General features: G+C 62.9%; 22 protein-coding genes. 3 read left to right on the top strand and 19 right to left on the bottom strand.

What is annotated here, in order from left to right; translation table 11 throughout:
- Positions 1-3 precede the first annotated feature (3 nt).
- Genes ACP7BY_RS08885 through ACP7BY_RS08865 form a run of 5 tightly spaced genes read right to left on the bottom strand, consistent with a single transcriptional unit; the run spans position 4 to position 6,445 of the window.
- Positions 4-789 (bottom strand): ABC transporter permease subunit, encoded by a 786-nt coding sequence (locus tag ACP7BY_RS08885; RefSeq protein ID WP_052192045.1) that lies wholly within the window; start codon positions 787-789, stop codon positions 4-6.
- Positions 786-1,763 (bottom strand): aliphatic sulfonate ABC transporter substrate-binding protein, encoded by a 978-nt coding sequence (locus ACP7BY_RS08880; protein WP_052192036.1) that lies wholly within the window; start codon positions 1,761-1,763, stop codon positions 786-788. Before ACP7BY_RS08880 ends, ACP7BY_RS08885 begins: the two co-directional genes overlap by 4 nt.
- On the bottom strand, positions 1,760-2,698 hold the full coding sequence (locus ACP7BY_RS08875; RefSeq protein ID WP_033963439.1) for a TauD/TfdA dioxygenase family protein: 939 nt from the start codon (positions 2,696-2,698) through the stop codon (positions 1,760-1,762). The genes ACP7BY_RS08880 and ACP7BY_RS08875 overlap by 4 nt, the downstream gene beginning before the upstream one ends.
- Positions 2,699-2,723: 25 nt before the next feature.
- Positions 2,724-4,046 carry an LLM class flavin-dependent oxidoreductase gene (locus ACP7BY_RS08870; protein WP_231564888.1) on the bottom strand — a complete coding sequence of 441 codons (1,323 nt, stop codon included), beginning with the start codon at positions 4,044-4,046 and terminating at the stop codon, positions 2,724-2,726.
- A 2-nt stretch (positions 4,047-4,048) separates the two neighbouring features.
- Entirely contained in the window at positions 4,049-6,445 is a 2,397-nt protein-coding gene (locus ACP7BY_RS08865) for a TonB-dependent receptor (protein ID WP_137902381.1), read from the bottom strand.
- A 35-nt stretch (positions 6,446-6,480) separates the two neighbouring features.
- On the opposite strand from ACP7BY_RS08865, the gene ACP7BY_RS08860 reads away from it, so the two are divergent.
- From ACP7BY_RS08860 to ACP7BY_RS08850, 3 genes are all read left to right on the top strand, one after another.
- Entirely contained in the window at positions 6,481-6,669 is a 189-nt protein-coding gene (locus ACP7BY_RS08860) for a hypothetical protein (protein WP_033963430.1), read from the top strand.
- 208 nt (positions 6,670-6,877) lie between these two features.
- Positions 6,878-7,822, top strand: a complete 945-nt coding sequence (gene epsC / locus ACP7BY_RS08855; RefSeq protein WP_249340794.1) for a serine O-acetyltransferase EpsC — start codon at positions 6,878-6,880, stop codon at positions 7,820-7,822.
- A 56-nt stretch (positions 7,823-7,878) separates the two neighbouring features.
- A complete protein-coding gene (locus ACP7BY_RS08850; protein WP_033963487.1) occupies positions 7,879-8,388 on the top strand; it encodes a thioredoxin family protein in 510 nt (169 codons plus the stop codon).
- Positions 8,389-8,452: 64 nt separating this feature from the next.
- Here ACP7BY_RS08850 and ACP7BY_RS08845 read toward each other — a convergent pair whose 3' ends face one another.
- The 14 genes from ACP7BY_RS08845 to ACP7BY_RS08780 all read right to left on the bottom strand — a co-directional run bounded on the left by ACP7BY_RS08845 (position 8,453) and on the right by ACP7BY_RS08780 (position 22,850).
- Complete coding sequence (locus ACP7BY_RS08845) at positions 8,453-9,712, bottom strand: dipeptidase (RefSeq protein ID WP_126848434.1); 1,260 nt, start codon at positions 9,710-9,712, stop codon at positions 8,453-8,455.
- Between the two features lie 68 nt (positions 9,713-9,780).
- Positions 9,781-10,683, bottom strand: a complete 903-nt coding sequence (locus ACP7BY_RS08840) for a hypothetical protein (RefSeq protein WP_033963428.1) — start codon at positions 10,681-10,683, stop codon at positions 9,781-9,783.
- A gap of 37 nt (positions 10,684-10,720) precedes the next feature.
- The gene (locus ACP7BY_RS08835) at positions 10,721-11,185 is read right to left on the bottom strand and encodes a DUF6644 family protein (RefSeq protein WP_137902382.1); all 465 of its coding nucleotides are present in this window, start codon (positions 11,183-11,185) and stop codon (positions 10,721-10,723) included.
- 16 nt (positions 11,186-11,201) lie between these two features.
- Entirely contained in the window at positions 11,202-11,696 is a 495-nt protein-coding gene (locus ACP7BY_RS08830; RefSeq protein ID WP_033963485.1) for a DUF6644 family protein, read from the bottom strand.
- Positions 11,697-11,700: 4 nt separating this feature from the next.
- Entirely contained in the window at positions 11,701-12,123 is a 423-nt protein-coding gene (locus ACP7BY_RS08825) for a DUF6152 family protein (RefSeq protein ID WP_052192029.1), read from the bottom strand.
- Positions 12,124-12,160: 37 nt separating this feature from the next.
- Positions 12,161-12,802 carry a hypothetical protein gene (locus ACP7BY_RS08820; RefSeq protein ID WP_137902383.1) on the bottom strand — a complete coding sequence of 214 codons (642 nt, stop codon included), beginning with the start codon at positions 12,800-12,802 and terminating at the stop codon, positions 12,161-12,163.
- A 359-nt stretch (positions 12,803-13,161) separates the two neighbouring features.
- Positions 13,162-15,624, bottom strand: a complete 2,463-nt coding sequence (locus ACP7BY_RS08815) for a TonB-dependent receptor plug domain-containing protein (RefSeq protein ID WP_137902384.1) — start codon at positions 15,622-15,624, stop codon at positions 13,162-13,164.
- A 570-nt stretch (positions 15,625-16,194) separates the two neighbouring features.
- A complete protein-coding gene (locus ACP7BY_RS08810; RefSeq protein ID WP_052192027.1) occupies positions 16,195-16,668 on the bottom strand; it encodes a c-type cytochrome in 474 nt (157 codons plus the stop codon).
- 73 nt (positions 16,669-16,741) lie between these two features.
- Positions 16,742-17,425 (bottom strand): cytochrome b/b6 domain-containing protein, encoded by a 684-nt coding sequence (locus ACP7BY_RS08805; RefSeq protein ID WP_052192024.1) that lies wholly within the window; start codon positions 17,423-17,425, stop codon positions 16,742-16,744.
- A 43-nt stretch (positions 17,426-17,468) separates the two neighbouring features.
- Positions 17,469-17,849 carry a c-type cytochrome gene (locus ACP7BY_RS08800; protein WP_033963478.1) on the bottom strand — a complete coding sequence of 127 codons (381 nt, stop codon included), beginning with the start codon at positions 17,847-17,849 and terminating at the stop codon, positions 17,469-17,471.
- A 126-nt stretch (positions 17,850-17,975) separates the two neighbouring features.
- The gene (locus ACP7BY_RS08795) at positions 17,976-19,334 is read right to left on the bottom strand and encodes a peroxiredoxin family protein (protein ID WP_081988588.1); all 1,359 of its coding nucleotides are present in this window, start codon (positions 19,332-19,334) and stop codon (positions 17,976-17,978) included.
- 32 nt (positions 19,335-19,366) lie between these two features.
- Complete coding sequence (locus ACP7BY_RS08790) at positions 19,367-20,746, bottom strand: peroxiredoxin family protein (protein WP_033963422.1); 1,380 nt, start codon at positions 20,744-20,746, stop codon at positions 19,367-19,369.
- 41 nt (positions 20,747-20,787) lie between these two features.
- The gene (locus tag ACP7BY_RS08785; RefSeq protein ID WP_137902385.1) at positions 20,788-22,203 is read right to left on the bottom strand and encodes a hypothetical protein; all 1,416 of its coding nucleotides are present in this window, start codon (positions 22,201-22,203) and stop codon (positions 20,788-20,790) included.
- Positions 22,204-22,265: 62 nt separating this feature from the next.
- Positions 22,266-22,850, bottom strand: coding sequence for a protein-disulfide reductase DsbD domain-containing protein (locus ACP7BY_RS08780; RefSeq protein ID WP_371425121.1), 585 nt, complete (start codon positions 22,848-22,850; stop codon positions 22,266-22,268).
- Between the last annotated feature and the right edge of the window lie 178 nt (positions 22,851-23,028).

The following is a 23,028-nucleotide window of genomic DNA, read 5'->3' as shown; positions in this document are numbered from 1 at the left end:
CGATCAAGCCGAGGCATAAGCGGGGTTCCAGCGCAGGAGGCGACGTTCGAGCAAGCGGGTCAGGCTGTCGGCCAGCTTGCCAAGCGCGGCATAGACGAAGATTGACAGCACGATGATGTCGGTCTGGCTGAACTCGCGCGCCTGCATCGCCATATAACCGATGCCCGAATTGGCGGCGATCGTCTCGGCGACGATCAGCGTCAGCCACATGATGCCCAGCCCGAAGCGCAAGCCGACCAGGATCGAGGGCAGGGCACCGGGAAAGATCACGCGGCGGAACAATTCCCAGCGCGACATGCCGTAGATCCGCCCCATCTCGATCAACTGCGGGTCGGTCGAAACGACGCCGTGATAGGTGTTGAGGTAGATCGGAAAGAAGATGCCCCAGGCGACGAGCAGCACCTTGGCCTGCTCGCCAATGCCGAACCACAAAATGACGAGCGGCAGCAACGCCAGATGCGGAATGGTCCGCACCATCTGCAAGGTCGGGTCGAGCAACCGCCGCGCGGTTGGCGACACACCGCACAACAGCCCGAGCAGGAAACTGATCGCGCCGCCCGCCACCAGCCCGGTCAGCGCGCGCGCGGTGCTGACCGCGAGATTGGCGACGAGTTGCCCGTTGGCGATCAATTCCCCCGCCGCGACCACAACCGCCGTCGGTGCGGGCAGGATATTGGACGGCAGCACGCCAAGGCTTGAAGCCAGCTGCCAGGCAAGCAGCAATCCCACCGGCACGATCACCGGGGTGAGCGCGCTGTTCGCCAGAGTCCAGCGCCGTTCCCGGCTCATTTTGCGGGTGTCCAGCCGGTCCACGCCGCTTCCGCAGCATCGATCTTCCTCGGGATGACCTTCGCCGCCAACAGATAATCCGCCACGCGTTGCTGGGTGGCGATATCGGCGGGGGTGATCGGATCTACCGCAAACAGGAAGTCCTTGTAGCGGGCGAGCATCCCGTCGAGCACCGGCAGCGGCAGGCGCGTCGCCTTGGCGACAGCATCGCGATAGAAGGTGCGATGCGCGTTGCCCCAGGCTGCTTCGGTGCGCAGTTCGTCAAGCGTCGCCTTCAACACCTCGGCCCGATCCCGCGTGAAGGTGCCGGAGGCAACGTAGAGCGCAACAGTCCGTAGGTCGCTTGGCGGAAGGGCGATCTCACGGGCATTGCTGCGGGCGAGTGCCAGCGTGAAATACGGGTCCCAGGTCAACCACGCGTCGATCGAGCCATTGGCCAGTGCCGTCTGCGCATCGCCGGGGGCGAGGTTGACCGACACGATGTCCGCCAGCGTCAGCCCGACGCGACCGAGCGCCGAAGCGATCGCATATTCGGAAGCCGACCCCTTGGTATAGGCGACCTTCTTGCCCTTCAGATCGGCGAAGCTTTTGACCGTCGATCCCTTGGGTACCACCAGCCCGCTGCCGACCAGCCCGGGCACGCTCTGCGCCGCGACATAATAGAGATCGGTCCCCGCCGCTTGGGCGTAGACCACCGGCGTATCCCCGACCAGGCCGATGTCGACCGCCCCCGCGCGGATCGCCTCGATCAGCGGCGGGCCCGAGGGAAACTCGACCCATTTGACCGGGCCGATCCCGCGCGCCTTCAGCCTTTTTTCGAATTCCCCGCGGGCCTGTGCAAGAAACGGAACGCCGTTCTTCTGCGTGGCGAAGACGACGCCCGTGTCCGATGCATCGTGCTTCGCCCCACAGCCAACCAGCGCCAGCGCCGCGACACCGCCGCCGATCAAGCCCAGGATCTGACGACGGATCATTCTGCCGCTTCCAGCAAGGCGGCGGGTTCGGGCAGGATCTGGCGGCTTTCGCGGCCATCGACCCCGCGCGGAATTTCACCGTCGAGCGTCACGCGGCGCACCACGCGGTGCTGGTCGCCATAATCGTCGATCGCATAATGCTGTGTCGCGCGATTGTCCCAGATCACCACGTCGCCCTCGCTCCAGCGCCAGCGCACGGTGTTTTCCAGCCGCGTCACATAGCTTTGCAGGATCTCGTAGATCCGCTGCGACTCGCTCGCCGACACGCCGAGGATGCGCTTGACGAAACCGCCGAGCAGCAAGCTACGCTCGCCGCTTTCGGGATGGACGCGGACCACCGGATGCTCGACCTCGTAAACGGTCGAGGCGAAAATGTGCTTGTGCAGGTTGATTTCGCGCTCGCTCGCCTCAGGCCGCTGGGCGGCATAATCATAGGCGTTGGTGTGGATCGCGCGCAGCCGGTCGGCGAGCAGGCGCAATTCCTCGGGCAGGTTCTGATAGGCGGCCGCCGTGTTCGCCCACACGGTGTCGCCGCCCGCTGCCGGGATCGTCACCGCGCGCAGGATCGAGGCGAAGGGATAGCCGTCGACGAAGGTCACGTCGGTATGCCAATGGTTGGCGCGGCCGCCGATGTGAGAATCGAGTTCGAACAGGAAATCGCCGCCACGGCTCGGCACCGTCGGATGCGCAACCGGCTTGCCAAAGCGCTTGCCGAACGCTTCGTGGCCGGCATCGTCGAGATGCCCCTGCCCGCGAAAGAACAGCACCTTGTGCCGGACCAGCGCCGCACGCACCGCGGCGAGTGTGGTGTCGTCAAGCGCTGCGCTCAACCGCACCCCGCGAACCTCCGCGCCAATCCGGCCGCCGACTGGAAGGACGTCAAGGATACCGTCCGGGTCGGGTGCGTTGAGATAGGCATTGGCAGACGTCGTCATGGCAAGTCTCCTCCGTCGAAAGGGGTCATGCGGCCAGCCGCGCGAACGGCCGCTGCAGTCCAAGATGGTCGCGCAGCGTGCTGCCCTCATATTCGGTGCGGAACAGCCCGCGCCGCTGCAGTTCGGGGATGACCCGCCGCGCAAAGTCATCGAGCCCGGCGGGCAAGGTCGGCGGCAGAATGTTGAAGCCGTCGGCTGCCCCGGCCACGAACCACGCTTCGAGCTCGTCGGCGATGTGCGCGGGCGTGCCGATCACCACCTTGTGCCCGCGCGCGCTGGCGACGCGCGCGACAAGCTGGCGGATGCTGAGCCCTTCCGCGCGGGCGGTATCGACGAACAGCTTCTGGCGGCTCTGCCAGCCGTTGGTGGTAGGGGCTTCCGGCACCGGCCCATCGACCGGATAGCCTGACAGGTCCCACCCCATCAGCGTCGAGACAAGGCCGAGGCCAATGCGCGGATCGACCAGATCCTGCAGTTCGTCGTGCAGGGCCTGTGCCTGGTCCGTCGTCTCGGCCACGAACGGCATGATACCGGGCAGGATCACCACCGCATCGCGCGATCGGCCCGCCGCTACCGCTGCCGTGCGCACGGCATCGGCAAAGGTCAGCGCGTCGGCGAGCGATTGCTGCGCGGTGAACACGATTTCCGCCGTGGCCCCCGCCAGTTTGATCCCGTCCGCCGATGAGCCTGCCTGCGCGATGACCGGATGCCCCTGCACCGGACGCCCGGTCTGCGATGGCCCGGCGACGCGGAAATGCGCGCCGACATGGTCGATCGGGCGGACCTTTGCCGCATCGAAGAAGCGCCGTCCGCTTTGGTCGAACAGCAAGGCATCGTCGTCCCAGCTATCCCACAGCGCGCGCACGACATCGAGATATTCGTGCGCCCGCGCGTAGCGATCGGCATGGCCGAGCTGCGCGTCGAGCCCGAAATTGCGCGCCTCGCCATCGGACGCCGAGGTCACGCAATTCCATCCCGCGCGCCCGCCGCTGATCTGGTCGAGCGACGCGAATTTGCGCGCCAGATGATAGGGCGGGAAATAGGTCGCCGACACCGTCGCGACCAGGCCGATCTGCTGCGTTACCGGCGCGAGCGCCGCCAGCAGGGTCAGCGGGTCGAGATAATAAACCGGCGCGATCTGCTCAGCGAGCGGGCCGCCGCCGAAAGCCGCGACATTGTCGGCAAAGAAAAGCGCATCGAACTTCGCCGCCTCGGCGGCTTGCGCCAGTCGGGTATAATGCGCCAGCTCGGTCAAATCCTGCGGGCGTACCGACGGATGCAGCCACGCGGCGAGATGGTGCCCCACCCCCATCAGAAAGGCGCCCAATTTCATCTGCCGCTTGGCCACGCTCAGAACTTGCCCTTGAGCGTCGCGCCGAAGGTGCGCGGATCGCCGAGCACCTTGACGAAGGGGCTGACCGAATTTGCCGCCCCGATCCCGACCGCATAGCGCTTGTCGAAGATGTTGCGCGCCCAGAACAGCAGCGAGTAGCGCCCGTCCGTGCCGTGCAGGCCGATCCCCCCATTGGTCAGGCCATAGGCCCCCTGATAGCCATAAGCCGAAATCGGGTTGAGCAGGTTGGTCGCGCTGCGATAGGTCTGATTGAGATACGCAGTGAGCGCGACGCGACGGCTGATCGGTGCATCATAATTGAGGCTCGCCTGCCCCGACCATTTCGACGAGCCGATGACGCGCTTGCCCGACAGATCGACCGTGGAAACGACGTTGCTAAACTCGATCGGTGCCGGCGCATTGGTGTACGATCGATAGGTCGCGTCGTTGAACGATCCGTTGAGCGACGCGCTGAACCCACCGCCCAGCTTCGCTTCGCCTTCAATCTCGACACCGCGCAGCCGGACCCTGGCGGCATTGCCGAGGAAGTTGCCAAGCGTCGGCCGCGACAGATCGATCTGCGCGGCCTGATAATCCCGAATATCGTTCCAATAAAGGTTGCCGTTCAGCGTTGCGCGGCCACCGAACAGCTTGGTTTTCACCCCGATCTCATAATCGGTCGATTTTTCGGGGTTGATGATGAGGGGTTTGCCCGGCCCCGGCGTCGCGCTCAAATTGGGCGTCGCGCTCAGATTGGCTGCCCCCGACTTCTCGCCATAACTGACCGAGGCATAGAGCAACACAGCATCGCTGATCTTGTACGACGGGTTGACCAGCCACGACCAGCTGTCGGTCGTGCGGCTATCGGCATAGGTCGGAAAGATGCCGCCAAAGGCCGACAGGATCGCGGCGCGCGCCGGCGCGAGCGCGCCCGGCAGCGTCGCGCCGCCGAAGGTCAGGCCCGTATTGGACGCCCGCTTGGTCTCGCGCGTGAAGCGCACGCCGCCGGTAAGGCTGAGCCGGTCAGCAAGATGCCATGTTGCCTGCCCAAAGCCTGCACCGCTGGTGACGTGCAGTGTGCCATATTGATCGTACTCGACCCCGTTGAGGATCGCGGGCGACAACGCCGCCGTCGGCAGCGCGCCGGTCAGGAACCATTTGGTCGAGTCCGCCTGGAAGATCGAGCGGTTGTTGCTGACCAGATCCTCGCGCAGGAAATAGCCACCGACCTGATAGTCGAGCGCGCCGCCGGTCGGCGACGCCAACCGCACTTCCTGCGAATATTGGTCGACATCGACGTCATAGCCCGCCCGCAGAATCGAAAAGGGCGATCCGTCGCTGTCGTTGCGCGGACGAAAGCGCAGTTGCCGCCACGCCGACACCGCCGTCAGCGTATGCGCACCGAGCTTAACGGTCAGTTCGTTGGAAACGCCGGTGACACGGCTGTCGATGCGGTCCTGCGTGTTGAGATCGGCATTGCGCCCGACATCGTAGCTCGGCGTATAGCCGAACAGCCCGCGAACTTTCGTGTCCCAACTGGCAGCGCGCACTGCGCCGTTGGCAAACGTCTTGGCATCGGCGAAATTGGGATAGTAATTGTTATATTCGCTGGTCTCATAATGCTCGGCGATCAGACGGCTGGTGACCGGCCCGCTTTCGAACAGCAATTGCCCGCGCACCGCCCAGCGATTGACGTCGAGATATTTCTGCCCGTCATAGGCATTGCGCGCCCAGCCATTCGACGCGTCGCGATAATAGGTCAGGCGATAGGCCAGCGTGTCGCCAATCACCGGACCCGTCGCATTCGCCCGGATCTGGTAGCGCCCGTAATTGGCATAGCCCGCCTCGAGGTTAAGCTCGGGGGTAAAACTCGGTCGCTTGGTGGTGACGATCAGCGCGCCGATCGTGGTGTTCTTGCCGAGCAGCGTGCCCTGCGGTCCGCGCACCAGTTCGATATGGTCGAGATCGACGAAATCGAGCCAACTGAACCCGACATGGGTGAAAAACACGTTGTCGACGATCAGGCCGACGCCGCCCTCCGCGCCGTCATTGTTGGCGTTGCCGCCAAGGCCGCGCACATAAAGGCCGGATACGCGTGTATTCTGCTGGACCGCCGCGAAATTCGGCAGCTTGGCCGCATAATCGGCGACCCGGTCGAGATGCTGCGCCTGCAGCGTGTCGCCCGAAACCGCAGTAATCGCCGCCGGCACGTCCTGCAGGCGCTCACTCCGCCGCCTGGCGGTGATCAAAATGTCCGCGGAGCCTTGATCGGCCTGGACGTCTTCGCTCGGCTCGGACCGATCGGCAGGTGCCACTCCCGCCACCCGCGTTTGCGCATCGGCGTGTGGACTGCCTGCAAGCAGCGCCCCGATCGCGACACCAGAGTAAAATCCTGATCGTACCCAAGTCTTCATTATCGCCCCCAATTTCCCATTAGAATGATAGGAAAATGGAACGTCACAACCGCCTCCCGCCTTTCAACGGTGAAAATTTTTCTTCGCGAGCAGCGAGCCCGCTCCGCTTCGTTCAGAAAATCATCGGGTTAGCCGCAGAAGACCGGCCAAACGTCGGGCCTCGCGCCCCGATGCCTGCAAAGATCGACAAGCCGGATTTTCTCCGGGCACAGCATTTCTTCTGAATTCCCATCGCCGCGATGGTCTATTGAACGGGTGGTAAAAAATGGGACCGGCATGCGGACGTTTGCGCCACCCGGCACCTTGAACCGGGCTCGGCGCTGACCCCGACTCCCGTGCAAATGTCGAGCAGGCCGTCCCCGCTGTTCGGTCGCCGGCTCCCTTTGTTCGGGACCACCGGGGATTGTCGGCTCTCAACCAACAGGAACCACGATGACGGAAACAACCGCATTCCCGACCTCGATCGCCTTTCCGCGCGAATTGGGCATTGTCGTGGAGGGCCTGCAGCACGCCCGGCGCGACTGGCGGGCAAGCCAGGCGCGTCATGCCGAACGTGGCATCCAGTTCCCTTCGCGATTGGCGCTTCGACGGATCCTGCACGAGCTTGGCACCGCGTTGTTCCCGTTGCGGCTAGGGCCGCCCGAACTCACGATCGGCAACGAAAACGCATGGGTCGAGGCCACGCTTGAATCGCCCCTTTCACAACTCGGTGCGCAAATTGCGATTGAGCTGCGCGTTGCGCGGCCCGAGATCGACCGGGTGGCCGAAGGCCTGGAGGTCGAGCGCATTCTCGGCGCATTTACAGCAGGCCTGCCCGACATCCGGCGCGCGCTCGATGACGATGTCGACGCAGGCTACGCCAATGATCCTGCGGCGCGCAGCGTCGATGAGGTCCTGTTGTCCTATCCGTCGCTGGCGGCGATCATCCACTATCGGCTCGCCCACCGCCTGCATCGGCTGGGCGCTCCGCTGGTCGCGCGGGTCATCGCCGAGATCGCGCATGCCGAAACCGGCATCGATATCCATCCCGGCGCGCAGATCGGCCGCAGCTTTTTTATCGACCACGGCACCGGGATCGTGATCGGCGAAACCGCAACGATCGGCAACCGTGTGCGGCTGTATCAAGGTGTCACGCTGGGGGGAGAGCCGTTGCCGGCCGGCGGGGCTGCGGCAGCCGTAGAGGGCGGCACGACGCGACGCCACCCCGCGATCGCCGACGATGTCGTCATTTTCGCCGGTGCCGTGTTGCTCGGCCCGATCACGATCGGCGCACGCACACGCATTGCTGGAAATGTGTGGCTGCGCGGCGATGTGCCGCCCGACAGCGTGGTCGAGGCGTCCGTTCCGGTCATCCGCCCAAAGCGGCCCGGCGAATGATGCGCGCAGCCGAGCGGCAATCGCATCGCATGGTTTTGTCAAAGGTGGAGACTTGCATGAAAACCCTGGCCGTCCTTGCTTTCGCATCCGTTTTGGTCACCGGGGCCAGCGCGGCAACGCCAGCCCCCGCTCCGCATGTAGCGGCCGCGACGATCGACGATTTGGCCAAGCCACTGCCCTTGCCCTATGACGAGAAAGCCGATGCGCATGCCGATCTCGCCGCCGCAATCAAACGCGCCAAACGCGAACGCAAACGCCTGTTGATCGACATGGGGGGCAATTGGTGCCCAGATTGTCGGGTACTGGCGGGGATCTTTGCGCTGCCTGAGGTAAGGCCTTTCCTCGATCGTCATTTCGTCATCGTCGAAGTCGATATCGGCCGCTACGACAAGAATCTCGACATCGCCGATCGCTATGGCGCGCACTATGATCGCGGCGCGCCGGCCGTTCTGATCGTCGATCCCAAAACCAACCGCCTGGTCAATGACGGGCATACGCTGGCACTGCGCGATGCCCGGCACATGACGCCGCAGGCGCTTGCGGACTGGCTCGCGCAGTGGACCTGATAGCGCGGCAGCGCGTGCTTGGGCGCTTCGACCACGCCCTCTGCGGCGCGGCGGCATCGAGGCCCTATCCCGTTACCGGCACCTTGGGGACAGCGGCGGGATCGGCCAAAGCCTGGGCCTCCCGCAGCACGCGCAGCGCATTTCCACCCCACACCTTGCCGATATCGGCCGGGCTATAGCCCGCCTTCAGCAACGCTGCGGTGACCTTTGGATAAGCGGTGACGTCGTCGAGGCCATCGACACCGCCACCCCCGTCAAAATCGCCACTGATCCCGACATGATCGATTCCGACCAGCTTTATCGCGTGCAACAGATGCGCCATGAACATGTCGAAATCGGCGCGCGGCGCGGGGAATTTCGCTTCGATCGCCTTGCGCCGGGCGACCAGCGCGCGCTTCTCGGCCACGCTCAGCGTGTCCATCCGCATGTACCCGGCCATCAGTTCCTTGGTCGCGGCGTCACGCCCGGGATTGGGGGCGGGAGGAGAAATCATATAACCGCTATAGGCGTTGACTTGGATCACTCCGCCCTTGGACGCGACGAGCAGCGCGTCCGCGTCCGACACATTGCGCGGATGATCGTGGATCGCGCGCAGGCCCGAATGCGACAGGATGATCGGTGCCCTGGACAAGGCGACGGTCTGCCGCAGCACCTCGTCCGAGGCATGCGAGACATCGATCACCACGCCGAGCCGGTTGGCCTCCGCCACCGCTTCGCGCCCCAATGGGGAAAGGCCGTGCCATTGCGGCGTGTCCGTGGCGCTGTCGCCGAGCGCGTTGTTCTTGAAATGGGTAATCCCCATCATCGTAACGCCAAGCCCGCGAAAGGTCTTCATCAGCGAGAGATCACCCTCGAACGGATATCCATTCTCCATGCTCAGGAAAACAAACCGCTTGCCGCGCGCGGCCGCCCGGATCGCATCGTCAGCGGTCAGCGCGAGCGCGAACACGTCGGAATGTTTGGCGATCATTTCGCGAATTTGCACGGCCCGCCTGATGCCGAAGTCGCGCGCCGCCCGGTCGCCTTCGGGCGTGGCCGGTCCCGACGGGGTATAGATCGCGAAAAAACCGCCATCCACGCCGCCTTCGACCATGCGGGGATAATCCACCTGATCGCCATCGACGCCGACGCTGTGGCGATCCGTTATGCTCCATCCCGGCCGTCCGAGATTGGCAGGCGTGTCGAAATGAGTGTCGAGCACGATCAGTTTCTCATGGATCGCGCGCGCGGGGTCCGCCTTGGGTACGGCCCGTTGGCGAGCGGCGGTGAGCGTGCTGCTCGCCAGCAGGGTCAGCAACAGGCCGCCAATTGCCGCATGGCGCATTCCCGCCCCCGCTCGCGACCGTCCCTTGTCCCCGCGAGCTCGCCCTAACGCCGCTCCCCTTCGCTCCTTCATTTCTTGTGATCCTCATAAAATTCCGGCGGCGGCGGATTGTCCGGCAGCTTCTTGGGGATATCTGCACCACGATTGCCATCCGCGCCAATAGCACCCGGCCCCGGCCCGATATGCGCCGCGTCGACATTGTTCTCGGCGCAGGAATATTCGGTCAGCCCTTCACCCGGCTTGCCCAACACCCAGGTTCGACCGAAGGTGAACGGCCGCGTGTAGAATTTCTTGTCATCCACCAGCAGGTCCAGATGGATGTGATGCAAATCGGGCCGTGTCCAACGCTCGACCGCGTGCATCTCCCCGCTCGCCGGATTGGCGTTTTCGTCGATCCAGATCTTGTCATCCTTGAAGCCGATCGAATCGATGACAAGCGTGTCCCCTTCCCAGGTGCCGACTGGATTGCCGAAGAAGCGTGGCTCGGGGTCAACCTCATGCTGGCGACCGTCCGTGGGAATGAAGCGATGCGTCGAATAGAGATAGAGAAACGCCAGCCGCTTGGGCGTTTGCAGAATCTCGAAGGGCAAACCACTGGCGTCGTGCCGCGGAATACCGCCGAGGATACACAGAGCCTCGGGGTCGATCGTCTTGGTCAGATTGTGCTGCAGCGCCGCCTCGCCCGCCGCTGTCAGCGGTAGTTTGAAGCCGGGCAAATCCTTGCCGATATTGCCACCCGGCTTACCCTTTTCGGGCACCGGCTTCCAATAGCCGGTCAAATCGGGGTGCCCGGCCGCATCCCGCGGGGCCGGCTGCGGTGCGCCGGTCGGCTCCTCGCCGCGGAGCGACGCACCGTCTCCTTCGACCTCGGGCGAGGGCGCGCTGTGGCGGGGCGAATCCTGCGCCATCACGGGCGACGCCAGGCTGGCGAGCAACGCCAGATAGGGCAAGCGGCGGACAATGCGTTTCATGGAAATCCCCTCAAAAGAGCAGGCGGACGAACGGGTTTCAGAGGAAGCCAATGATGCGCCCGCACACGCCCACCCCCAGCCACAGCAACAACGAAATCGGGGCGAGCAACCGGATCAGCGCGGGCGAATGACCGGCCCGGAACGCGAGGCGCTGGACAACGAAGGACGACAGGACCGCGAGCAGCAGCAACACCATCTTCGTGCGGAACGTGTCGTCGAGATAATAGCGGTTGGGCTTGGAGGCGACGAGCAACACGCCCGACACAAGCATGCCCGCCAACGCGGCCAGAAACACCGGTCGAACGGCAGCGACGATCGCCGCGCCATCGCTGCGGCGGAACAGCACCCGGCCTGACGTCAGATTCCCCACCAGCACCGCCCCGCCAAGCACGGCGAGCCCCAGCAAATGGATCGTCTCGACGATCGCAAACCCCCAGGTGGATTCGCGCATAAACGTCCCCAGCCCGGTCTGGCCGAGCCACAGGAAAAGCGAATGGATCATGACCCGGCCACCCCGATCAATGGAAGTAGGCGATCATGCGACCGCAGACGACGATTCCGGACCACAGCAGGAGCGAGACGGCGGCAGAGATCCTCGCGCCGCGCGGCGTGGCGGTTCCCCGGTCCCACGTCGCCACATGCCGATATGCGGTAAAATGGAAGACCACCAGGTTGGCCCCGGCCAGCAGCAACAGCACCAGCTTCAACTGGAACGCCACACTGCCGGCCAGGCGCACCGCTTCCGACGCGAACAAGGCCGCCCCGCTGAGCGCCATCACGGCAAAGCCGATCCACATCAGCGGTAACAATTGCCCCGCCACCACCGAAACCTGCTCCCGCCGCAAGGCAATGCCCAGCAATCGCAGATCGACGAGGGCGACCGTCCCCACCATCAGCGTCAATGCCAGCACATGCACGCTTTCGACGATGGGAAACGCCCAATCCGACTCGCTCAGCGCGCGCGAAATCGGCAGGTCATGCAACCACTGGCAAAAGGCGAGGACAGACGACATCGCCTCAGCCGTTGCGCGGATCGCCGTCGCCCGGACCGCCATCGCCGGGCGTCCCGCCGTAGATCGAGCGGCCGCTCGGCAGCAGCACGCGCCGCGCGTCGATCGTATGGGATCCGTCCTTGGCCAGATAGCCATCGACCACCAAAGTGTCGCCGATCTTCACGTCGCCCTTTTTCCAGCCGCGCCGCGACAACGCACCGGGGCCGCCGCCCTCGCACGCCCAGGTCGAAACGACGCCGTTGCGCCCCTTTACCTCAAGGTAAAAATAGGAGTGCGGATTGGTCCATTCGATCTTCGTGATCTTGCCGGTCAGGCGAACGGGCTTGGATCCGTCAAATTCGGCGGAAAAGGAATGGTGCGCGGTGGCGGGCACCGCGGCAAGCCCTAGGGCCGCCGCCAATACGAAGCGTGTCTTCGATAGGGTCATGATAAGCCTCCTGCAAAACGAGAAAAAGGAAGGACGATCACGGACGACCAGCGACCGCATCGAAGCGATCGACGGGGGGCAAGGACAGCGGCTTCCCGCGCGGATACCAATAGGCGGCATGGCAGGCCTCGCACGCCGCATCGATAGCCGCACCGGCAGCGATCAGGCGCTCGGGGTTGCGTGCGGTGATCGCGGCCAAGGCCTGCCGACCGCCCGCCTCCAGCCGTTGGGCGGCACGGACAAACCGCGCCGGGTCGCGATCGATGTCGGCACGAATCTGGACCGCCGTGCGTGTACCCGGGACCGACGCGTCTGCGAGCGGACTATGCCCATCGCCCCCCACAGCCAGGCCCGGACGCTGAAGCTGGCGCGCGCCCGCAATCAACGTCTGCGCATGCCCCAGAAGCCTGCCCCATTCGGCGGTCGATTGGGGCGCGCGCTGCGCCGTGCCACGCTGCGTCTCGACGGTACCGACCGACGCCCACAACGCATCGGCAGATGGGTCGATCGCCGAATCCATCGTAGACTGAATGGTGATGGGTGCCGCGTTACCCGCCGACGCGCCCTCGACGGCGAGCACGCCAACCAGGAAGGCAGCGCCCGAGAGCCACACGCCAAGGGCCAGCAGGCCCAACCGCTGCCCATAGCCGGAGTGCGCTTCTTGATACTCGATCAGCACAGAATGCGCCCTCCCCTTGCACCCGCCGCCTCCTCGATTACGAATTTCAATTCCTATCTGTCGAGTATGAATTATCTTTTCCAATGCAAATGAATCCCATCCACCGATAGGAAAGGATCGCGAATGCCCGATGAGCACTCGCGTGCCGAAGCTGCGCAACATGACGGGTTGGTTGGTCGCGCTGCCCAGGGGGGACGTCGTCCAGCGGACGGTCAGCGACCTTTTGGTGGAACCTCGACCGCGTCGCCCCACGTGCGACGCGTAGATGGTGCATTGCCGATTCCATCGACAACGCACCGCAGCCGCCAGCATGCAGGGCCATTCGCCTTCTCGTCAAAGGCCCCGGCCACATCGCGGCTCTAGAGCTTGATCGTAAGCCTGCTGTAATAATACCCGCCGTTGATGCCATATGGTGACCAGCTATCGGTCGTCGCGACACCGTTGCCGCCTGCAGCCAATCCCGCCGCATAAGTTATCGGATTGATCTTCTCGGGATAGGTATTGAGCAGATTGGTCCCGCCGACCGACACCCCGATACGGTGGGTGATATCGTAGTGAATATCGAGATCGACGATACCCCGCGTGCCGAACACGTTGTTGACAAAGGCACCGGTGCTTCCACCATCGACATAGACCGATGAGCGGCCGAACAGCGTCCCGCGCAAATCGATCGTCCACTTTTCCTTGCGGAACAGCGTATCAAGCGAGAGCTTCAGCTTGGGCGACACCGTCTCGAGATAGGAAATCGCCCCCTGATCAAGATATTTCTGGCCCGATGCGGCGATCTGCGCTGAGGACGTTGCGATCTTCGTCAGCTTCGTATCGTTGTAATTACCGGTGAGCGTCCAATCGATCGTTGCGTCGCCTGCGAGCGGCGCGCCGTAGTTCACGACCAGTTCGACCCCGCGTGTGCGACTGTTGGCACCGTTGACATAGGTCGAGATCGACGTCGAGGTGACGGTGGGGTCGATTGTGTTGCCGTTCGCCGTAATCGCATCCGTCACGGCTTGCGAGCGGACAATGCGAACGCCACCGATCGTCTGTAGTCCAAAGATGCTGCCGGTGCTGACGATCCGATCCCTGATCGAAATCTGGTAGACGTCCAGCGTCGCGCTGAGCTTGCGCGCCGGATGCAACGCTATACCAGCGCTGAAGTTCGTCGATTTCTCGGGCTTGAGACCAGTGAAGCCGAGCAGGCGCGCGGCCGCGCTGTTCGCGGGCAAGCGAACGCTCGCCGTCGTCGGCGAAACGCTGGTCGCGGAATAATATTGTTCGGCCAGCGTGGGCGCGCGAAACCCGGTCGACACCGTCCCGCGCAGCGCGAACACCGGGGAGACGTCATAGCGTCCGGTCAGCTTGCCGACCAGAGTATTGCCGAAATCGTTGAAATGTTCGAAGCGACCGGCGGCGTCGAGCTGGAGTTTCTCGACCGGCTTGACGGCCAGATCGATATAGCCCGCAACGTTGTTGCGCGAATGCTTTCCGGCATCGGTCAGCGCGAATCCGGGATAGGCGGCGACGCCAACCTTGTAACGGGATGCGGGATCCCCTTCGTGAATTTCATAGGTTTCGCGCCGGAATTCCCCACCGAAAGCAATATTAAGCGGGCTGGCGAGGCCGATGTCGAAACCGCGCGCAAGGTCGAGCGTGTTGGTCCACTGGCTCCCGACGAAATCCCCAACGTGGAAATTGGTCGGGCTGGTGCCGGTATCGGCGACCAGCGAGGTGTTCACCGAATTGTTGTTGTGGATGCGGTTGATGTCCCGTCCATAGGTGGACGACAGATCCCAATGCCAATCGGACAGATCCCCCTTGATCCCGCCCGTCACCGCGTAATCGTCTTCCTCGTCGGTCAGCACGGGGGTGAACCCCTGCGGCCAGATCGTCGGCGCGATGCTCGGGAAGCGGTAGTTCTGGCGCGACTGGCCGTAGCGATGACCATAGCTGCCCGATGAATAAACCTCGACAGCGCCCAGCTTCACGCCCGCATTGTAGAAGACGGTGGTCAATTTGTATTTGGCGTCGCCGTAAATCAAATTGAGATGGGGGTAGCCGGGCAGGAGCGGCAAGGCCGGATTGGCGCGATTGGTCGCCGAGAACACGCGCTGATCGGGGCCGCCGCGATCGCTATAGTCGTGATAACGGTGTTCCGCCGAAACGTTCAGATAAGAGTCCTTCGACCCGATTCCGTAATTGCCGGCCACCGCAACCGTGGCCCCGTCCCCTTCGCCGTACGCGCCGCCGGATGCGACGAGTTGCCCGCCCTTATAGTTGCTCTTGAGGATGATGTTGATGACACCGGCGATCGCATCGGTGCCATATTGCGCAGCAGCCCCGTCGGTCAGGACCTCGACATGATCGATCGCTGCGGTGGGGATGAAGGCCAGATCGGCGGATGCAGCCCCGCCGAAACCACCGGTACTCCCGACCGTCAGGTTCGACGAGCCATGACGCCGCTTGCCATTGACGAGGATCAGCGCGTGATTGGGGCTTAGCCCACGCAAACGCGCCGACAGCTTCAGATTGCCCGCGTCCCCGCCGAAGGATTGCGCGGTGTAGGACGGCACCGTCGTGTTCAACGCCTGGTTGAGATCGGGTTTGCCGGTGCGCGCAAGACTGTTGGCGTCGATCACCTCGATCGGGGCGGCGCTGTCGACAGCGCGGACCCCCGTCAGGCGCGTGCCCGTGACGATGACATCCTGATCGGAATCGGTGGACTGCACGGGTGGCGGCACGGCGCTGGCCGGGTCTGCGGCATGAGCGGTAAAGGGAGAGAATGCCGACACCAAAAGAGCGGCACGCAACGCTTTGACGGATTTCATATCTGTTCCCCTTTTACTGTCTCCCAAGCTCATTCTGGCGAGCGCCTTCTGTTCGACCGTCCGTCGACAGTGGCATTCGGGATGCGACCCGTTCTTGGGAGTGCGGCACCTTCGGTCCGCAGAAGCGATAATACCCTACTACTTTGATAGGATATAAGGGAGCAAATCTTGCTTGTTCAAAATCAAAAGTTTTCAATCATTTTTTGACACAAGTTATCTATTCGACAAAATGGCGAATACATATGATCGACTTTAGGTCGATATCATTTAATTATTTAGGCAAAAAAACCATAGCTTTGCATTATCTACAAATATATATTTAGTGATTTATATTTGAAAATATCGTCAGTTTTTGACTCGTTATTACGATAGATAAGATGAATTATTATTTACAGTACCGCACCGCCTTCATCGCGACGGTCGCGTGAGTCACGCTGCTCGCTTCTCAATCGCGGAGGTCGTCGTAGCGAGCGTGCGATGGGGCGCATCAGGCGGGTGGGCTCAGAGGCCCGCCCGCCCGCGTCCGCCTTTTGTCCTTCGGCCAAGGGGTGGCCTGATCGTCTTGAACGGTCAGCTCTTGTCCTGATCGCGATACGTCTCGTGACAGCCCTTGCAGGTCTTCCCCACATTTGCCGTCGCGGTCCTGATCGCCTCTAAGTCACCCTTCGCCGCAATCGCAGCGTAGGTCGCCGATGCTTTCGCGAAATCGGCACGCTTGGCGGTGAAATCCGCCGGGTTCTGCCAGATCGCCGGTTTCGCGGCGGTCTGCAGGCCCTGACCAGATTGCGTGCCTGCCGGGAACCAGTTCTCCTTGTTCTGTTGCTGCCCGAGGCGGGTCACGATCGCAGCATTGGCCTGGATCACGGCGAGATCGGGGGTCGCAGTTTTGAGTTGGTCATTGATCGTCTTGAAGGCGCGTCCGATATCCTTGTAATGCGCCTGGCGCGCCGCGATCACATCGCTGGCGGTGGCCGCGATCGCGGCGGTCCCGACGAGCACTGTGGCAAGAGCCGGCAAGATTTGTGTGAGGCGTTTGTATCGCATTTTCTATCTCCCAAGGGCATTCAGAAACAATGTGACAAGTATTGCGGCGTTGGAGGAATAGTTTCGACCGCGTTCAGCCATTGCGCACCACTAACCAAACCAACAACGCAATGACGACCAGCGCGGAGGCGGCGTGCCACCATTTTCCGATCGGGAGCGGTGCCACCGTCTCGACGAACCGCTTCCAGCCTGTCACCATCGGCCCGATCAGATTTTCGCGCTTTGCGAACAGGTAGAACAGCACCGCGACAACATGGATTCCCACGAGGATTTGCAGCGCGGTAAACAAGCGTCCATGCCATTCGGCGAGTGTCCGGCTGGTATCGAAGCTGACCAGCCCCGAAAGCGGCCCCGATTCCAGTCCATCGACATCGGTGACGAACAGACCGAGCAGGCATTGCGCCAGCAGCAGCCCGAGCAGGAGCACAACCGAGATCGCGCCGAGCGGATTGTGGCCGACCGGCGTCGATTGCCCGCGGCCCAAAACCGTACGCCCGTAGCGGAAGATCGCAGCAGGCCCCTTGACGAAATGGGCGAAGCGCGCGGTCGTACTGCCCACAAACCCCCAATAGATGCGGAAAAGGACAAGTGTCAGGAGCGCATATCCGGCGTAGCGATGCCATTCCAGATTGGCGCGATGCGTGTACCATGACACCGCAAAGAGGACGGCGATCAGCCAGTGGACGCCGCGTACCCAGCCGTCCCATATCACCACAGTGTCCGACGAAGGACGAACCTCGTCATCGGCGGTCGCCACCTGTCTTGATTTCCATCTCACCGGAAAATTCATCGCAGACCTGCTATTTCAACGTCTTGAGATGTTCGATGATGGCGGACCGCTCCGCCGGATCGGGCGACGGAGCATCCATGTCGGCACCGGGTGCAAAGGCCTGCGGATCGGCAAGATACTGGTCCAGCACAGCCGACGTCCAGACGCCGCCCTTCGCCTTCAGCGCAGACGAATAGGGAAAGTCCGGTCGGCTTGCCGCCGGCTTGCCGACGACCCCGATCAACGACGGACCGAGTCCGCCGTCGCCATCGCCGTTCACACCATGGCAGCGCGCACAGCGATTTTCGAACAAGACCGCGCCGTGCAGGCGTGTATCGACCGGTTCCGAACCGGCCGCAGCGATCAGGAAGAGCGTCGAAGCACCAGCAAGAACGAAAACACTCCAACGCACAAACACACTCCGAATTCGACCGCCGCGCTTGCAAACGCCCACCGACGCGCCTCTTGCACCGATCTGCTCCAGCGCATGGATCGGGCGATGCGGGGGCGAAGCGCGAGGCTCCGCCCCAGGCCAGGGTTACCGGAGTGCTACCTGGCGAGCCGAAGTGCTTGCGGTCTGCGCAACGGCCGCCGGTTTCTCCGCGAGGAGCTGCTCGATCCTGCTGGTGAAATCCTGCTGCAACTGCGTGTTATATGCACCGCTCGCGGGCGATGCGAAGCCCGAATGAACCGCCTTTACCTTGCCGTCGCGGCCGATGAAGACGGTCGCAGGCCAGGTGTCGAGATGCGCGAGCTGCGGCACCTTCTCCCACATCTGTGCGGGGGAACCGGCCTCGAGATAGGTATATTTCACGCCATATTGCTTCACGAAGGCTTTTTGTCGCTTGAGCGAGTCCTGCTGCTCAGGCTCCTCGAAATTAAGCGCGACGATCGCGAGGCCCTTGTCGCGATATTTCTTGTCGAGCTGGACGAGATATTGCGCCTCGTCATGGCAATTCGGGCACCAGGTGCCGGTGACGACCGCGACGACGACCTTGTTCTTGAAGCGCGGATCGTCCTGCGTGACGATCTTGCCGTCATTGTCCGGGAAGGCGAATTTGAAGGTCTCGTTCGCATTGGCAACGGTCGTGTGCGTGTTGAAGTCGTCGGGCTGGGGAAGGCCCTTTGCGACGGCGACATCCGACCGATAGGCGGTGTAGCGCGGCGTGGCGTCATAGCCACCTTCCGAATAGCCGCTTTCATTGCCACGCAGCGCTTTCGCCAGCGCCTCATAATGCGCAACGACGTTGAGCGTACCATCGGGATTGGCGGACACTTCGATCACACCGGGCCGGTGACCATCGAAATGGCTGAGCAGCCATTTGCCGTTGGCGAAGCGGCCGCTAAACGCGCCGGTATCGCCGTCGATGCGCAGAATCGACGCGGCAAGTTCGGCACCGCGCTGCTCGACGATGAAACGAAACGCCTTTTCGCCCTTCGACGACGGCGTATCGAGCGGGATCACCCAATTGCCCGCGACCGCAGGCACATTCGTGGCGGCAGCCACGGGCGCATCGACATGCCGCACCGCACGGAAGCCGTATTTGATGCCATAGCCCGGCCCCTGCAGCGTCGTCTCTCCAACGAGCTTCCCGCCATTGAGCGTCGCGCTGATCGTGGTGAGGTAATGCTCCGATTCGAGCACAAGCTTTCCGTCACGGAAGCTCGCGCTGGTCGTGGTCTCGTACGGCCGGAAGCCGTCGTAGAAGGTCCCACGCAGCGTCGGACCTGCACCCGATATATCCAACCGGAACGGGACCTCGGGTCCGTTGTCGGTCAGCACGGCATCCCACTGGCCTGCAATGGGGGCCGTATCGGCAGCATAGGCCCCCGACGCGACGACCGCTCCACTTGCGGCCGCCAGCGCGAGTACGATTTTCCTAAGAGACGTAGTCATACGGCACCCCTTTCTTGAAGCAGTGACTCAGATTACTTGGCGGCGAGCACCGTCGGTGCCCGTGTTTCGGCGGATGCGACGGTTGCGGGGGCCTCGGCCAGCAACTGCTCGATCCGGGTGGTGAATTCCTCGTTCAACTGGGTGTGATATTCGCCGCTTGCGGGCGACGCGAAGCCCGAATGGACCGCCCGCACTTTGCCGTCACGTCCGATGAAGACGGTCGCGGGCCAGGTGTCGAGATGCGCGAGCTGCGGCACCTTTTCCCACATCTGCGCCGGCGAACCGGCTTCGAGATAGGTATATTTGACGCCATATTGCTTCACGAACGCCTTTTGACGCTTCAGCGTTTCGAGCTGTTCAGGCTCCTCGAAGTTGAGCGCGACGATCGCCAGTCCCTTGTCGCGATACTTCTTGTCGAGCTTCACCAGATATTGTGCCTCGTCATGGCAGTTCGGGCACCAGGTGCCGGTGACGACCGCGACGATGACCTTGTTCTTGAAGCGCGGATCGTCCTGCGTGACGATCTTGCCGTCATTGTCCGGGAAGGCGAACTTGAAGGTCTCGTTCGGATTGGTGACGGTCGTGTGCGTAAGGAAGCTGTCGGGCTGCGCAAAGCCCTTCGCGCGCGCTACGTCCGGGCGATAGGCGACGAGCGTCTTGGCATAGCGGCCGTCGGGCGCGGTTTCGGCGGCATAGTCGTTGCCGGCGGGCTTCGCCACGGCGGTTGCCACGGCCTTGGCCCGGGCGATCTGCTGCTGGACGTCAAGCGTCCCATCGGCCTTCGGTGTCACGACGATCACGCCGGGACGGCTGCCGTCAAAGTGGCTGAGCACCCACTTTCCGTCCTTGAATGCGCCGGTATAGGCACCGGTGTCGCCGTCGATACGAAGGATCGAGGCGGCGAGTTCGTCACCGCGCTGCTGCACGACGAAGCGGAACGCCTTTTCCCCCTTGGACGACGGCGAAGCGAGCGGAATCTCCCAAATGCCCGCAACTTGCGGCACCGACGACACTGTGGTCGTCGGCGCGTCGACGTGGCGAACCGCGTGGAAGCTGTAGTCACTGCTGGTTTCGCGATTCTGGGCAACGACCGTTCCGTTGAGCTGTCCGCCCTCGAGCTTGGCGTTGATGGTGGTGAGATAGTGATCGACGTTCAAAACGAGATTGCCATTCTGGAATGTGGCGCTGGTCGTCCCGTCATAGGGTTTGAACCCGTCATAGAAGACGCCCTTGATCGCCGATCCGTCAGCCGCAATGTCGAGGCGGAACGGGATCTCGACGCCGTCGCGCGAAAGCGTGGCGTCCCAACGACCGACGACCGCGCCGTTGCCGGTATCGGCAGCTACGGCTGTCGCCGCGACGCTGGCAAGAAAGGTGGCCGCAAATGCTGTAGCCTTAAAAGTCTTCTTCATGGCACACTCCGATCGTTGGGCTGGAAATTGAATACGCTAGGTCAGGTCGCAGGTTTTCGTCCGGGCATCGCCCTCTGCGCCACGCGCAGACGGTTGGAGCTTGCGTAGGTCCGCCACTCGGTCGGCAAGCCTGGCTTGGTTTCAAGAAGAATGGAGAGAATTTCCCGGCGATCCTGCAGGGACAGGCGCGCGAAATCTTCGCCCTGCTCCTGCCCGGTCAGGACCTCGAACAGGCGATGATAGACATACCCCTTCGCCGGCTCCGGGATCGAGTCGAAGGCCGACGAATAGATCAGGTAGCTGCACGGGTAGCGGAAGATCCGATCGTGAAGATCGAAATCTCGCAGCGACCGGCCTTTGGAATCGCGCGCGCCCTGTGCCGCGAACTCGCGCGCGAAGGCCGACGACGCGATCACCTTGCGACGGTCGAGTCCGCCGAGCGGCGTTTCACCAGCGAAGAGCAGATACCGCACCAATTGTTCGGCGGGCCGCCGAATCTTGTCCTGGGTGGCAGCGGGTAAGCCATCGAGCGATGCAGCGGTGGCCGCTCCACCGTTCTGGGCGAGCGCATAGAGCGCGATCCGCGTCTGGTAGTTGGTCAGTGTGATCAGATTGTGCATTTGCGTCTGATGCGCGAGCACCAGCAGCGCGACCTGATCGCTGGTCCGGGTGAGATAGGCGGACGCATCGAACGGTTTTTCGAGTGGAGCGAGCCTGGGCAGCGGCTTGTCAGCGCCCGGGCTGACATCGGCAGGCCCCGCAACGGTTGCGGCATTGGCCATCGTTGCCGGAGCCAGCGCGCCGGTGACGTACCAGCCGCCCCATCGCTCTTTGAGCGGGCTCTTCTGATCGGTGATATATTGCGGCGCGCGCGGAGTGAGATTGCCGGTCTGCGAGGGATAGACCGAGCGTAGCAACACGCCAGGCACGCCGCGCGTGCCGGCCGCGATATGGCATTGCGTGCAATCGAGTTCGGCGCGTTTGAAAGTCGGCTTGTCCGATTTAACGTCGTCGAGCAGATAGAAAATCGCACCCTGCATCGGATCGAACGAGACCAACTCGATGGTCTTTCCCTGATGGACCGACCCGACATAGACGTCATCGTTATAGTAAAGCGCGCGAGGATGGTCGGCCGAGATCTTCGTGAATTGAAAACTTGTCTTCGAGAAGACCAGGGTTTGCGAGCTTACTGGTATCTTGAGCAACTTCAGAACCGATGGGAGGTAGCCGCGATCCTTGTCGTAGGAGAGTTTTGCGCTGCCCTGGTCCAACGCGCGTTGCGCCGCTGCGACAGGATCGTTGACCGGGTCGCGATACCGGATCGGAGCGTCGCTATAGGGAACATATCCTTGGTTCTGGACAGCGATTTGCGCGTTGGCCGGATCGACGAAAGACCGCGTCGCAATCGTGCCGCCCAAGGCCAGCACACTGAGGCCGAGCCCCCAGGAACCCACCACATTCAACGCCGGGCCCCGCGCCGAGCGCTTGCCGGACCGATCTGGGATCGACCGAGGCATGGTCAGGACTTCGCCGCGATGGTGATCGGCACCGTCACATGGACCGTTTTGGGCGGCAGGCAAATCCGGCCATCACAGGATTGGTAGCGGATACTGACCGGAACGACCTGTCGCCCGGGCGTCAGGCGCGAACGCAACCGCACCGGAACCGTCACGCTGAAACTGCGCGCATAGTATGGCGTCACGAAGCCGAAAGCTGGATCAAGCGCGACGATGGGCGCGCTGCCGCCGACTGGCCCCGCCGCTGTCGCGACCGCGTTTTGCTCGACGGATACCACGAGCGGCGTTGGACCAGTGGCTGACTGCTTCAACCCGTAAACGTGCCAGCCCTCCCGGATCGAGCCCCGAACGGTAAGAATTGCGCGGCTGGCAGCGCTGGGCGCTACGACGGGATCAAGGCTCCATGACACAGTCTCGCTTGCCGCGTTCGGTGGCACGCCCTCGGCCTGGGCGATCGCTGCCGCAGACAGTGCCAGCGAAACCAACCCCACCCGAGGCGACCACGCCCGCACCCGGCCAGAGCCTTGGCTCGCCTTTGAAAGAACCCGTTCCACTCCCTTCACGCAAACCGCCTCCAGCCAGATCAACAGCTGCTTCGGTGTCGCCGATATCCCGGGCCCGACCGATGCTGATCTGAGCAGGCTAGAAGACGCCTTCTCGCAATGCCTGATAGAAAAACTACTAACTCCTATTATTTTGATGGGATTTGAAATCGGGACCGGTGGATCTGGTCCATCCCGGACAATCCGGCCCTTCCCGACGCCA

The organism is Sphingomonas sp. PSPC2-2 (assembly GCF_049897725.1).
Taxonomy (GTDB): domain Bacteria; phylum Pseudomonadota; class Alphaproteobacteria; order Sphingomonadales; family Sphingomonadaceae; genus Sphingomonas.
Note: the sequence above shows the minus strand (reverse complement) of the source record. Positions and strands in the feature narration are given on the sequence as shown.